The organism is Methylobacterium sp. 174MFSha1.1 (genome assembly GCF_900116815.1).
GTDB lineage: Bacteria > Pseudomonadota > Alphaproteobacteria > Rhizobiales > Beijerinckiaceae > Methylobacterium.
In genome coordinates this window covers 1-13,691 of record NZ_FPCB01000053.1, presented here as the reverse complement: position 1 = coordinate 13,691, position 13,691 = coordinate 1, and the positions used below count along the sequence as shown (strand labels likewise).

The 13,691-nt window shown below is 65.7% G+C and carries 12 protein-coding genes; 8 read left to right on the top strand and 4 right to left on the bottom strand.

Translation table 11 applies throughout. The annotated features are described in order from the left end of the window. The first annotated feature begins 8 nt into the window (after window positions 1–8). From BM430_RS34930 to BM430_RS30610, 4 genes are all read left to right on the top strand, one after another. A complete protein-coding gene (locus BM430_RS34930; RefSeq protein ID WP_177303217.1) occupies window positions 9–146 on the top strand; it encodes a hypothetical protein in 138 nt (45 codons plus the stop codon). Continuing rightward, window positions 143–2,164, top strand: a complete 2,022-nt coding sequence (locus BM430_RS30620) for a transketolase (RefSeq protein ID WP_210188470.1) — start codon at window positions 143–145, stop codon at window positions 2,162–2,164. The genes BM430_RS34930 and BM430_RS30620 overlap by 4 nt, the downstream gene beginning before the upstream one ends. A 118-nt stretch (window positions 2,165–2,282) precedes the next feature. Then, window positions 2,283–3,317, top strand: coding sequence for a fatty acid desaturase (locus tag BM430_RS30615; protein ID WP_093570987.1), 1,035 nt, complete (start codon window positions 2,283–2,285; stop codon window positions 3,315–3,317). Between the two features lie 419 nt (window positions 3,318–3,736). Beyond that, window positions 3,737–4,633, top strand: a complete 897-nt coding sequence (locus tag BM430_RS30610; protein WP_244539741.1) for an extracellular catalytic domain type 1 short-chain-length polyhydroxyalkanoate depolymerase — start codon at window positions 3,737–3,739, stop codon at window positions 4,631–4,633. A gap of 65 nt (window positions 4,634–4,698) precedes the next feature. Here BM430_RS30610 and BM430_RS30605 read toward each other — a convergent pair whose 3' ends face one another. Next, entirely contained in the window at window positions 4,699–5,340 is a 642-nt protein-coding gene (locus BM430_RS30605; RefSeq protein ID WP_093570986.1) for a Crp/Fnr family transcriptional regulator, read from the bottom strand. A gap of 261 nt (window positions 5,341–5,601) precedes the next feature. Here BM430_RS30605 and BM430_RS30600 point away from each other — a divergent pair, with 261 nt between their 5' ends. From BM430_RS30600 to BM430_RS30590, 3 genes are read left to right on the top strand one after another with little or no spacing between them, the layout of a single operon-like run. Next, window positions 5,602–6,369 carry a Crp/Fnr family transcriptional regulator gene (locus BM430_RS30600; RefSeq protein ID WP_093570985.1) on the top strand — a complete coding sequence of 256 codons (768 nt, stop codon included), beginning with the start codon at window positions 5,602–5,604 and terminating at the stop codon, window positions 6,367–6,369. Next, a complete protein-coding gene (locus tag BM430_RS30595; RefSeq protein ID WP_244539740.1) occupies window positions 6,339–6,632 on the top strand; it encodes a hypothetical protein in 294 nt (97 codons plus the stop codon). The genes BM430_RS30600 and BM430_RS30595 overlap by 31 nt, the downstream gene beginning before the upstream one ends. A 34-nt stretch (window positions 6,633–6,666) precedes the next feature. After that, on the top strand, window positions 6,667–7,440 hold the full coding sequence (locus tag BM430_RS30590) for a Crp/Fnr family transcriptional regulator (protein WP_244539739.1): 774 nt from the start codon (window positions 6,667–6,669) through the stop codon (window positions 7,438–7,440). 1,376 nt (window positions 7,441–8,816) lie between these two features. Here BM430_RS30590 and BM430_RS30585 read toward each other — a convergent pair. Both BM430_RS30585 and BM430_RS30580 read right to left on the bottom strand, forming a co-directional pair. Next, on the bottom strand, window positions 8,817–9,242 hold the full coding sequence (locus tag BM430_RS30585) for a response regulator (protein ID WP_244539738.1): 426 nt from the start codon (window positions 9,240–9,242) through the stop codon (window positions 8,817–8,819). After that, on the bottom strand, window positions 9,239–12,103 hold the full coding sequence (locus tag BM430_RS30580) for a PAS domain-containing protein (protein WP_093570984.1): 2,865 nt from the start codon (window positions 12,101–12,103) through the stop codon (window positions 9,239–9,241). The genes BM430_RS30585 and BM430_RS30580 overlap by 4 nt, the downstream gene beginning before the upstream one ends. Window positions 12,104–12,262: 159 nt before the next feature. Between BM430_RS30580 and BM430_RS30575 the strand changes: the two genes are divergently transcribed. Continuing rightward, window positions 12,263–13,333, top strand: coding sequence for an IS630 family transposase (locus BM430_RS30575; RefSeq protein ID WP_177303219.1), 1,071 nt, complete (start codon window positions 12,263–12,265; stop codon window positions 13,331–13,333). Window positions 13,334–13,342: 9 nt separating this feature from the next. On the opposite strand, the gene BM430_RS30570 is transcribed toward BM430_RS30575, so the two are convergent. Next, window positions 13,343–13,691, bottom strand: a 349-nt coding sequence (locus tag BM430_RS30570; protein WP_177303218.1) for a transposase, incomplete at its 5' end; no start/stop codon positions are given.

Genomic DNA, 13,691 nt, shown 5'->3' with positions numbered 1-13,691 from the left:
ATGACCGCATGACCAACCCACTGCACGACCTCGCGGCGAACGGGGTCGCCGTCTGGCTCGACGACCTGAGCCGCCCCTGCATCGAATCCGGCAACGCGCCGGCGGCGGCGGCCCCCGACACGTCCCGCACAGGAGCCGCCGCATGAGCATGCCCGCGCCAGTCCCGCCCATCGATCCGGCCGACGACATCCGGTCGAAGGCCGTCCACGCCAAGGCGATCGCGCTCGGCAAGCTCGCGATTCGGGCCACCACCTCGGCCGGGAGCGGGCACCCCACCACCGCGCTGTCGCTCGCCCACCTCGTCACGGTGCTGATGTACGGGGTGATGCGCTGGGACCCGGCCCGACCCGACGCCCCCGGTTCCGACCGCCTCGTCCTCTCCGAGGGCCATGCGGTGCCCATCGTCTACGCGGCCTGCACCGATCTCGGCGTGACGGTCCGCCCCGGCGGCGCGGCGCGGCCGATGACGCTGGACGATCTCCTCGCCCTGCGCAGCATCGACAGCTTCGTCGACGGCCACCCCAACCCGATGCTCGGGTTTCCGTTCTTCGACGCGGCGACCGGGTCGCTCGGACAGGGGCTCTCCGTCGCGGCGGGGCTTGCCGCGGCCGCCCGGATCGATGGCAGCGCGAAGGCGATCTACTGCATCATCGGCGACGGCGAGGCGCGAGAGGGCCAGATCTGGGAGGCGATGGACTTCATCGCCGATCACGGGCTCTCGTCCGTCGTCGCCCTCTTCAACTGCAACGCCCTCGGGCAGAGCGACCGGGTCTCCCCGGCCCAGGACTGGCAGTCCCTGGCACGCAAGGCGGAGGCGTTCGGCTGGGAGGCGGTCGTGGTCGACGGCCACGATCCCGTCGCGATCGAGCAGGTCCTGCGGGCGCGGCCGACCTCGCGGGAGGCGAGGCCCCTCTGCGTCATCGCCCGCACCGTCAAGGGCTGGGGCGTGCCCGACCTCGGCGGCATGGGTCATCACGGCACCCCCGTCACGGCAGGCGCGCTCGACGCCGCCCTCGCCGCCCTCGATGCGCGCGCCCGGGCGCTAGGCGTCGCCGGCATCGACCCCGGCGCGAGCGCGGCGGTCCTCACGATCGCGCCGCCTCCCGCGCCGCCGGCCTCGACGCCTGCGACCGAGCCGGTCGGGTTCATGGCGGCGGTCGGCCGCAACCCGACGGTCGCCGCAGCTGTGAAGGAGACGCGCGCCCTCTCGCCGCGCCGGGCCTACGGGCTCGCCTTGGAGGCTCTCGGCGCCGCGAATCCCGCCGTCGTGGCGCTCGATGCCGACGTGAAGAACTCGACCTACGCCGACGGCTTCGCGAAGGCCTTTCCCGAGCGCTACTTCGAGGCGCGCATCGCCGAGCAGAACATGGTCTCGGCGGCCGCGGGCCTCGCGAGCGGCGGCAAGATCCCGTTCGCCAGCACCTTCGGGCGCTTCCTGGAGCGCGCCTTCGACCAGATCGAGATGGCGGTCATCGGCGGCGCCGGGCTCAAGCTCGTCGGCACCCATGCCGGCGCGACCCTGGCCTCGGACGGGCCGAGCCAGATGGCGCTCGCCGACGTCGCCTTCATGCGCGCCTTCTCGCATGTCGAGGATAAGGCCGGCCGCCCGGCGGTCACGGTGCTGACCCCGAGCGACGCCGTGGGCGCCTACGCGATGGTGCTCGCCATGGCGTGCTCCCCGGGCGCCTTCTACCTGCGGGCTGTGCGGGCGGACCTGCCGATCCTCTACGCGGACGACGAGCGCTTCCCGTTCGGCGGCCACAAGGTCCTGCGCTGCTCGCCGAACGACGGGCCGCGGATGGTCCTGGTCGCCTCCGGCTACATGGTTCATGGCTGCCTGGAGGCGGCGGAAGTTTTGGCCAAGGCCGGGCATTCGGTGGCGGTGGTCGACGCCTATTGCCTGCCGATGGACACCGCGCCGGTCCTGGCGCTCGCCGGCCGTGGCGGCGTGGTCATGACGGTCGAGGACAACTACGTCGGCGGGATCGGCAGCGAACTGGCTGAGGCCGCGGCGGAGGCCGTCGATGCGCCGATGGTGCACGCCCTCGCGGTCCGGACCATGCCGAAGAGCGGCCGCACGCCCGACGACGTGCTCGCCTATGTCCGTCTCGGGGCGGCCGACATCGTCTCCGCCGTCGAGGCGGCGGCCCGGAATGTCGCCTGATGCCGGGCTCTCTCCGGTGCCGGACGGAAATGCGGGGGCGGTGCCCCCGCCCCCATCCCGACCGACCGACCGACCGGCGCAGGACCGTCGCCCGCTCCCCGATGTAAGGCTTAACCCCATGAATACCGAGACGACGCCTGCCGCGGCGATCGCAGCGCGCGACATCGCCCGCCATTGCGCGGCCTACCGGGAGCCGGACATGCGCAGCGCCCTCGGCCAGATCGCCAATACCGGTCTGCCCTACCTCGTCCTGTGCGCCGCCATGATCGCCGCGGCGGCGACCGGCCATGGCTGGGTCGTGCCGCTCCTCGCCGTCCCGGCCGGCGGCCTCCTCGTCCGCCTCTTCATCATCCAGCACGATTGCGGGCACGGATCGTTCCTGCCCTCCCGCACCGCCAACGACGCCATCGGCCGCGCCCTCAGCCTGCTGACGCTGACGCCCTACGACAGCTGGAAGCGGGCGCACGCTCTGCACCACGCCTCGACCGGAGACCTGAGCCGACGCGGCACCGGCGACGTCGCGACCCTCACGGTGCGGGAGTACCTCGCCTTGTCGCGCCTGGGCCGGCTCCGGTACCGGCTCTACCGCAATCCGTTCCTGCTGATTGGGCTCGGCTCGCCGCTCAACTTCATGCTGCTCCAGCGCATGCCGTTCGGCGTCGGCTTGCCCTGGCGCACCGCCTGGCGCGACGTGCTCGCGCTCGACGCGGCTCTCGCCGTGCTCGTCGGCCTGCTGGCTGTCGCGGCGGGCGGGGTGATGCCGGTGCTCGTCGCGCTCGTTCCGACGGTGTGTGTGGCGGCCTGGATCGGCGGATGGCTGTTCTACGTCCAGCACCAGTACGAGGACACGGTCTGGGACGGTCCCGAGACCTGGGACTTCCACACCGCCGCTCTCGGTGGAAGCTCGCACTACGTGCTGCCGGCGGTGCTGCAATGGTTCACCGGCAATGTCGGCCTGCACCACGTCCATCACCTCAACAGCCGTATCCCGAACTACCGCCTCCAGGAATGCATGGACGACCACGCGATGCTCGGGCAGGTGGGCCGCCTGACGCTGCGCGACAGCCTCCGCTGCCTCGGTCTGGCGCTTTGGGACGAGGATGCCCGCAGGCTGGTCGGGTTCTCGCGCGTGCGGACGCTCGAGGCGGCCTGAAGGACGGCCGGAACGCCACGGCCCCGCCTCACGCCTCGCGGTCGGGAGCCGGCGCCGTCCCGAGGCCGGCAATCGGTTCCGACGAGGCAGGTCTGTCCGGCCTTTCATGTTGCAATGCAACATCGCCGAGGCCGGGGGGTTGTCGGAAGGGCGCCGCCACGCCGACCCGTGCCGACGGCATCGTTCGTTCCATCCTCCGGCAAGGCCGTCCCGCCTCGTGCCCATCCGCCCCTCACCGTGCGGCGGGCGGGTTCCGGCACGGCCCGCCGGTCGGCCCTGGGCGATGACGAGATCGGCCTCGTCCGGAGAGGCGACGAATTCCAGCGTGGCTGTCGGCGCATCCGCGAAGGCGCGATGCCCACGAACCGCGGCTGCGATCCGGTGATGCTCCAGGCGAATCCCCACACGAAAGTTCAGCGATGACCATGAATTTCAGGATCGACCAGACCGGAGCCTCGGGGCTGTCGATCGACCGGCCCCGGGCGCTCGAGTGCCGGTTCCGCAACTCTGCCGGAAGCCGGGCCTACGACCTGTTCGTGCCGTCCGGCCCCGGGGACGGCCCCCGACCGCTGGTGGTGATGCTGCACGGCAGCTCGCAATCGGCGCGCGACTTCGCCATCGGCACGAACATGGATCGCCTGGCGGAGGAGCAGGGCTTCCTCATCGCCTATCCGGATCAGCCGCGGTCGGCCAACATCACCAAGAGCTGGAACTGGTTCCGGGACGCGGATCAGCAGCGCGAGCGGGGCGAGCCGTCGATCCTGGCCGGCCTCACCCGGGAGATCATGGGCCGCTTCGGCGTCGATCCGGCGCGGGTCTACATCGCGGGCTTCTCGTCGGGCGGCGCCGCCGCCGCCGTCATGGCGATGACGTATCCGGACCTCTACGCGGCCGTCGGCATCCATTCCGGCCTCGCCTGCGGTTCGGCCGGCTCGATGCTCCTTGCCCTGCCCACGATGTATCGGGGCGCCCTGTTGCCGCCGCGGCAGGCGACGCATCCGGTGCCGACCATCGTCTTCCACGGCGACCGGGATACGACCGTCGCCCCCATCAACGGCGACCAAGCCGTCGCCCAGGCACGACCCGATTCGGACCTGATCGTCACCACCGTCGAGGGGCGCTCCAGCGGCGGGACGGCGTATACCCGCACCCTCCTTACAGAACCGGCCGGCGCCTGGACGTCGGAACAGTGGATTCTGCACGGCGCGGGGCATGCCTGGGCCGGCGGCCATCCGGCCGGTTCCCACACCGATCCGGCGGGCCCCAACGCCAGCCGCGAGATGGTGCGGTTCTTCATGGCGAACCCGCGCCGGTGATGCCGCGCCGGGCGCACGGCAAGGGCGAGAGCGGGACGACGATCAGGGCCCCTCGCGAGCGTCGCTTACCGGGAGACCGGGCGTCCTTCGACGAGAAGGCGCTCGTACTCGCCCTCCGGACCGCCGTAGCAGGCTCCGGCCTTCGCGAGCAGCGCGGCCCGGTCGCGGATCGTGATGGTGCCGCGCTCGGTCCGGATCATGCCGGCCTGCTCGAACACCGACAGTGCGGTCGTCAGTCCCGGACGGTTGATGCCGAGCATCAGCGACAGGAAGCGATGCGTCGTCGGCAATTCGTCGCCCGTGGTGCGGTCGTGGCACATCAGGAGCCAGCGTGCGAGACGCTGGTCCACCTTGTAGCGCGTGTTGGCGAGCGCGGTGCCGGCGATCTGGACGGTCACGGAATAGGCGTAGCGCAGCAGGAAGGCCTGCAGGTCGGGGCTGGTCCCGAGGATCTCGCGCATGGCGTCCGCCTTCAGGCACCAGGCGTAGCCGCTCGCCTGCACCCGTCCCTCATGCGCGCTCCGGTCCGTGCCCATGAGGACCGGCAGGCCGACGAGGCCTTCCCGGCCGATCAGCGCCAGCTCGATCTGCCGGTCGTCCGACGCCGTCGCGATCACCGAGAGGATGCCATCCTCGACGAAGAGGACGTGCCGGATCGGCGTGCCGGGCGCCATGAGCACCTCCCCGATCCGGAGCGGCACCGTCATCAGGTGGGGTTGAAGCCGGGCAAAATCCGCTGGCGGAAGTGCCGCAAGCAGACGGTTGTGGCACGCTCTCTGGACGGACACGATCCCGACCTCGTTGGGGGCGGGAGCCAACAATCCTCACCGCTTGCGCCGGGTTGCATGTGCAAGCGACGGCGCACTGTATGATCTTAATCGTCTTCAGCCGCAAGAAAACAATCATAGGACTGTGCGGAGGTCAGATTTACGACATACATTGTCGCATCTTTCTGACTGATGTAGCTGATGCAGGACGCACTGATCCGAAAGCTTGAGAGCTTCGAGGAACTGACCGAGGCGGATCGCAAGGCATTGAGTGCCTTGACGCTCCGCATTCGCAGAGTGCCCGCGCGCACCGACCTGATCAGCGAGGGCGATCCGCCGAACAGCGTTCATCTGATCCTCGATGGCTACGCATGCCGCTACAAGGTTCTGCCGGACGGGCAGCGCCAGATCATGGCCTATCTCGTGCCCGGCGACTTCTGCGACCTGAATGTCTTCATTCTCGATCAGATGGATCATAATATCGGTACGATCACGGCCTGCCAAGTCGTGGATATCCCGAGACAGTCCATCGTCGAGATCACGAACGATCATCCTCGGGTCACGCAGGCATTGATGTGGTGCGCCCTCGTCGACGAGGCCGTTCTGCGGGAATGGCTCGTCAATGTCGGAGGCCGCCCGGCCAACCTGCGGATCGCCCATCTCATCTGCGAACTCCTGCTGCGGCTGGAGGCCGTGGGCCGTGTGACGGACAACAGCTTCAGCTTCCCGTTCACCCAGATCGACATCGCCGACACCATGGGCCTGTCGAACGTGCATGTGCATCGCACGCTGCGCGACCTTCGCGCGCTCGGCTTGATCGCGCTCAAGCGCCGGACCCTGACCATTCTGGATGTGCCGCGGTTGAAAGCCTTATGCGGCTACAACCCGAATTACCTGCACCTGAAGAACACGCGGTGGGGTGTGCGCCGCAGCATTCCATGGCCGAGCACTGGCCGAAGAAGCTCATGATGACGCCGCCGCACAACGTCGAGACGCTTGTTGTGCTTCAGCCGATCGGCGTCGACACGGACAGCGATGATCGTCAGGGGTTGCTCGTGATGGCCAACGGGTTGCTGGTCGGCGTGCTCGTGCGCCTCGATACGCCCGGTCACCAACAGCTCCGCGGTTGGTTCCTCGAGGCCGGCTTCGGCCGCCTGGCAGGCCTGCGTGCCCCCACCTTCGACACGCCGGAGGCAGCGGCCCGATGGCTCCGGCAACGGTTGAAACGATGAGCCGGACGGCACCGCCGCGAACAGGGAGTTAATCGTGACCGAACCATCGCAGCGGCCGGTCCCGACGGACGCCGCGGACGTCCCGCTGCCCGACTCCCATGCCTTGATCGCCAAGCTCGAACGCAGCGTCGGTTTGACGGATGAAGATCGAGGGACGCTGATGGGGGTGATGAGCCAGAGGAGGTGGGTTTCCTCCCAGGTCGACTTGATCCGAGAAGGCGATCGCCCCGAGAGCGTGTTTCTCGTGACCCGGGGCTTCGCCTGCCGCTACAAGATCCTGGTTGACGGTCAGCGCCACATCCTCGGCCTGCTCGTACCGGGAGACACGTGCGACCTGCACGTCGCCATCCTGAACCGCATGGACCACTCCATCGCTGCCCTGACAGCCTGTGAGATCGTGGAGATTCCGCGGAGCACGATTGTCGATCTGACCAGCAACCATCCCCGCATTGCGCAGGCGCTCTGCTGGGCGACGCTGGTGGAACAAGGAATCCTGCGCGAGTGGTTGACGAACCTCGGGCAACGTGGGGCGGATCAGCGGATGGCTCATCTCTTCTGTGAGCTTCTGCTGCGTTTGCAGGTCGTCGGATTGGCGGGAGAAACGGCTTGTTTTCTACCTCTGACACAAGTCCATCTGGCCGATATCCTAGGCTTCTCGATTGTGCACGCCAACCGTACGCTACAACATTTGCGCTTCTTAGGTCTGGTCGATCTAAAGCACAGACACTTGAAAGTTCCAAACTTGGCTCGTCTACGAAATTTTTGCAGCTTCAATCCTGAGTACCTGCACCTTTCTCGACGCGTCTAGAGCATTTTTCAACAGAATAAATATCGGCCGTATTAGAAATGAAACAAAATAAAAGAACTGGATAGCTTCACGATTGCAGCATGATCGTGAATTTATTTAATCAAACATTCTCAGAAAAACCCGAAGCGACTCATTTTATACGCTGGTAGGCGCCACGTACAGGCGGCTTGAGCTTCGTCGGCATCCTGATCATCATCCTGTTGGTGCTTCTGCTCACAGGTTGGACACGCTAGCACTCTCTCTGGGAAGTTCGTGCAAGCCCTTCGTTTAAAGTGGGGCGAGATCAAGCGGTCGTGCAAATATTAATTCAACATTGTAATGCAATATCATCAGCTTATCATCATTCCAATAATTATGAGACTAGAGGTATAGACCGGACGACGATCGTTATCGGTGACGATAACTGTGATCGCGTGACGATCATCCTCTTGCGATGTATTGTCAAGCGCTATCGCAGGCAGAGTGCGCTTCGCGTGTCGACAAGCCTCCGCGATATTTTCACATTCAACCCCTACGTCATCGTGAATCCACTTTCCATCATGGATGTCGAAGAAAAATGTAGGCATCGCACGATCCAAATAAGTCGCCCGCGAGCATGCACACCCCATACTCGTTGGTGTCAACATATAAATCAAAAATCACAACCTAAAAAGTAGCGATTCAATCTATTTTGAGAATATTGAGTCTGTTTCTGACATATAATGTCGTATTTCCTACATTATATGACTGGCGATTCCTGCCATTGAAAGAGAGGCATCACCACACCAGTTCGTTGATAGCTTCGCAGCCAGGCGCAATCTGGGCAATGACATACAAGCTGCTTAAAAGTGAACTGGCGTTGGGTCAACGAGCCGCCGATCCAGGTAGCGTCGGGAAAATCTGGGAGAGGCCTGGAGGCGCTATGACTCGCACCGCCTACCCCGCTTCCATATCCCCTCTGGTGCTGGCTTGCGTGACGGGCGCGGTGCTAGGCCTAAAGCAGCTGGCTCGGCGCATCCAAGTCCGACGGATTCGCCCCACGGGAGCGTCGACAACCCGCCCTCCTGCCCATTCTATGCAACTTGCTGTTATTGCCCGCAAGCTACACGAGCATACCCGCCGGCGCATCGAGTGCTTCCCTACCTGGGACGATCTAGATGCGAGCGATCCGTGGCACGCATGCATGACCCGGATGGCCTATAGGCGGGCTCAAGGCTTTATCGCAAAACAGGACTCAGAGCACCTATCTAAACCTCCTTTGCTCCTGTAATGTCAGACACTTAGCAGGTACAAGAGCGAGTTCTGTTAGGGGCTCTTGGTCATATCAGCATTGTAAATAAGGAAATCAAATGATATGCCAGCATGTGTCGTGTCATCCAGCATCACGACAAAGCGATCTACGACTGTCCGTTTGACGTGAAAGCGCGGATGCTTTCGACGATGCCGGCATGGTTGAACGGCTTGTCGTGAAACACACCTCGAGCCGGAATGTTCGCCAGTTCCGGCTTCACGGCCCCCGTCAGGATGAGTTCCATCGGCGGCCACCGGTCCCGAATCAAGGCAGCCAGCTTCAGTCCCATTGCCGACCCGCGCATGTCCAGATCCGCCACCACCACGCGGATGTCCATGCGGGCCTCCAGGATGCGGATCGCCTTGACGGTCGTCGTCGCCTCGACGACCGCGCAGCCCGCTTCCTCGATGAGGTCCGACAGGGCCATCATTAGGATCGGCTCGTCTTCAATGAGAAGCACAATTGGCCGGCGCTCGGTGCCTTCAATTGTCATGGATTCCCCCCAGAGAGAACCCGTCACCGCCCGGATCACGACGCAACCACCTGCGAGCTAGGAGCGCGAAACTCAGCGTCAAAGCCCAACGTGGTATAACTCAGCTGCGCTTCGCGGGTTCCCACCAGCCCGATCTGGATCAGCCGCGCTCCGAAGCCGTGTCGCGTCGGTACCTGTGCCGGTGGGCCACCGCGCTCCTGCCAAGTGAGAACGACCGTTCGCTCTTCGTCATCCTCGACCCACCACGCCACGCTGACCGTTCCCGCCTCGTTTGAGAGCGCACCGTACTTGACTGCATTGGTGGTCAACTCGTGCAATAGCAGAGACAGCGACAGTGTCGCCTGCGGGGAAAGCGCTAGGTTCGGCCCCTCGATCCGGAAGCGGTCCAGGGGGGACTGTAGGGATAGCACACGCTCGACAACGCTATGGATCGGCGCAGCCGCCCAGCTGTCCTGCAGGAGTACGTCATGTGCCCGCGATAATGCGATGAGACGCTGCGAGAACGCCTGCACCGGGGCCTGATCCGGGACACTGCGCAGCGTCTGGCCGGCGATGCCCTGCACCATCGACAAGGTGTTCTTGAGCCGGTGGGACAGTTCGCCGTTCAGCAGCGCCTGCTGCGCCTCTGCCTGCACCCGTGCGACGGCGACCTGAACCCTGTCGGCCACAGCCCTCACGAAGGCCAGCTCCTCGGTTGAGAAGGCGCGGGAACGATCGGAGTGGATGAAGCCGATCCCAACGAGACGCCCGCGTTCCATCACGGGCACGTTGATCAGTGCCCGAACACCGATCGCGAGCAGTGTCGCGGCGCTCTCTCGAGTGCGGGGGTCGCGTTCTACATCCTCGATCAGGACGGCTGCACCGTGCCGTAGATCCTCGATGTAGGAGCCGTAGTCGCGAAAGTCGTGCTGGCCAGCGACAGAGGCGATCCCCGGTGCGCACCAGTCGGTTGGAACGTCGACACTCGCGCGCGCGGCATCAACCAGTCCGTAACCGGCGCGCGTCGCGCCGAGCACCTGTGCGACGATCCCGGCCGCCGCGTGGACAATGTCGGGTATGCTACCGAGGTCGCGCAACTGGTCGCCCACCGTGACCAGGGCCGCCTGCCGTGCCTCGGCGGTTCGACGGGGGGTCACATCGCTCGCCGCCCCGAACCACTCGGCAATCTCGCCATGCTCTTCGAAGAGAGGCACGGCGCGCGAGAGCGTCCAGCCAAAGCTTCCATCGGCCCGCCGTACCCGATGCTCAAGCTCGAACGTGCCCTTGCGCTGGATCGCATCCTCAATCGCTGCCATCACTTCCGGGCGGTCGGCGGGATCGATGTAGGAGTCGAGCCAGCGCATGCTCGGCGCTACCGTGTCGGCAAGGAAGCCATGCCCGTCGAGCTGGCGCATCTCCCGCCAGTCCGGGCTCATCCGGTAGACCGACTGTGCGCCGGCGGTCACGAGCGCTCTCAATCGGCTCTCGCTCGCGGTCAGCGCGGCCTGGGCAGCGCGTCGCTCCTCGATGTCGAGCAGGACGCCGGGGAAGCTCAGCGGTGTGCCATCCTCCGCCCTGTCGACCCGGCCGTTGGCCTCGATCCAGTAGTACCGCCCGTCCGCGCGGCGCACCCGGTACTGGTGGGCGTAGGCGCCGCCCCGCAAAATCGCGGTGGTGATGGCGGCCGATAGCCCGGCCTGGTCGTCGGGATGCACGGTCGCGACGATCTGAGCGAGTGGGATGCCCTCGCGGCCTAGAACCGGATCGAGCCCAAAAGTCTGGGCGAAGGCCTCGTCGATGGTGAAGCAGTCCGACGGGATGTCCCAGTTCCAGGTGCCGATGATCGCCCCGGCTGCGAGCGCTAGCTGAACCCGCTGGATGTTCTCCTGTGCCAACGCCTCACTGGCGCGTAGGGCATCCTGCACCGCGCGGCGCTCGGTCACGTCGCGCACGGTACCGAACATGGCGACGACAGCTCCACTCTCATCGCGCGTGAAGGTTGCTCGCCGCGCGATCCAGCGAAGCTCGCCATCATCCGCTCGGCGGATGCGGTATTCGATGTCCAGTACCGCGCTGCCATCCTCGCGGCTCTCGTCGCTGGAGCGCATGCCCGCGTCTTCGGGCAGCACCAGCGCCTCGAAGGTTGCGGCTGAGTAGAGGGGCGCGACCGGCACACCGTAGAGGCGGCAGAATTCTGCTGACACCTGCATCATGCTGGAGGCGACGGCGAGTTCGTAGGTGCCGACGCCCCCGGCCTCCTGGGCGAAACGCGAGCGTTGGTCGCTGATGCGCAGGGAGACGTTCTGCGCCTCGCTTACTGCAGCGCGCGCGAGTGCGGAGGCCTGTGCCTCCCCCTTCTCGAAAGCTTCGGCCCTGTCGCGGGCCATAGATCGGCGCGCCTCAAGCAGGAGGACCACCTGACGACCCAAGGCACGCAGGTCATCGCTCTGCTCCAGGGTCAATCCTACAGGTCGGGGGACGGTATCGATGACACACAGCGAGCCCACGACCGCGCCGCCCGTCAGGCGCAAAGGTGCTCCGGCGTAGAAGCGAATGTGCGGCTCCCCCGTGACAAGGGGGTTTGATGCCGTGCGCGGATCAGCGGCGAGGTCCGGAATGATAAGGAGGTCAGGCTCGGCAAGCGCGAACTTGCAAACCGAACTCTCAAGGTCAGTTTCGCACTGCGGAAATCCGACGTTAGCCTTGAACCACTGGCGGTCGGCGGCAACGAGGCTGACGAGAGCGACAGGCGCCGCACAAAGACGCATTGCGAGGCGCACGACATCGTCGAAACCCGACTCGGTCGGGGTATCGAGGACGTCGAATGCATCCAGAGCCGCGAGGCGCGCTGGATCGGAAACGATAAACGGGTCAGGCAACCTGATTTGCATCGGCTTCGGCTGGGGCGAGGTGCAGGTCACCTGCGCGCCCAGCCATCTTATCGTTCCTGGTCGTTTTTGCCACGCTGGAAAGAGAAAGAGGCGGCAGCCCAGCACCCGTGAGGGGGCGGAACGCGGGCACTAGTGCATTGACGCATTCAGAGGATTCACAGGAGGCGTGAGCCATGCGAGTCTGAGGGCATGGCTCAGACTGTCTGCGTGATCCCCAGCGCCGTCGACCTGGCGCACCTGTCCGCCATCGTCGCCGATCGGGGGCGGCCCCTCAAGCACATCCAGCGCGCCCGCATCGTCCTGCTCTCGGCCGAACGCCTCTCCGTCCTCGACGTCGCCCAGCAGGCCGGCGTCAGCCGGCCAGCCGTCTGGCGCTGGCAACAGCGCTATGCCGAAGAAGGCGTCGAGGGTCTCTTGCGCGACAAGACCCGTCCGCCTGGCAAGCCACCCCACTCCACCGACACCGTCGCCGAGGTGCTGGCGCTGACCTGCTCCGAGCCGCCCGGTGAGGTCAACCACTGGACCGGCCGCGCCCTGGCGCAGGCCGTCGGGATCTCCCTGCGGTCCGTCCAGCGCATCTGGGACGCGCACCGCCTGCAGCCGCATCGGGTCCGCAGCTTCAAGCGCTCGAACGATCCGGCCTTCGCCGAGAAGGTCGAGGACATCGTCGGCCTCTACATGGACCCGCCACGCCACGCCGTCGTGCTCTCGCTCGACGAGAAGAGCCAGATCCAGGCCCTGGAGCGCACCCGTCCGAGCCGACCCGTCACGCCAGGTCGGCCCGAGACCCAGACCCACGACTACGTCCGTCACGGCACCACCACGCTGTTTGCCGCGCTCGACGTGCTGGAGGGCACGGTGATCGGGCGCTGCATGCAGCGTCACCGCCACGACGAGTTCCTACGCTTCCTCAACACCATCGAGGCCGCGGTGCCGGCGGGCAAACTGATCCACGTGATCCTGGACAACTACGGCACGCACAAACATCCGAAGGTGCGCGCCTGGCTGGCCCGGCATCCGCGCTGGATCTTCCACTTCACGCCGACCTCGGCCTCGTGGATGAACGCGGTCGAGGGCTTCTTCTCCGCCCTGACCCGGCGCAGGCTGAAACGTGGCAGCTTCAGCGGGATCGTCGACCTGCAAGCGGCGATCAACCGCTACATCGCTGAGCACAACGACAGGCCGAAGCCCTTCGTCTGGACCAAGCCAGCCGCCGCCATCCTCGATGCTGTCAACGGCAACGCTGTACCATCCGTTTGAGTCAGGGCACTAGTGTCCTGCATCTGAAGTTCGTGGCAAAGGCGTTGGCTCTGGCGCAGCTTCGAGTGTTCTGAGGCAGAAGCGTTTGACGCTGGCCAGGATGGCGTCGGCCGACTTCACCCACCGGAACGGCTTGGGATCAGCGTTCGTGGCCTCGATGAAGGCGCGGATGTCGCGTTCAAGCTCATCGACGGAGCAATGAACCCCACGCCGGATCGCTCGCTCCGTCAGCAGACCGAACCATCGTTCGACCTGGTTGATCCACGAGGCGGAGGTGGGGGTGAAGTGCACGTGATAGTGCGGGCGCCTGGCCAACCAATCGCGGATCAACTTGGTCTTGTGCGTCGCCGAGTTGTCG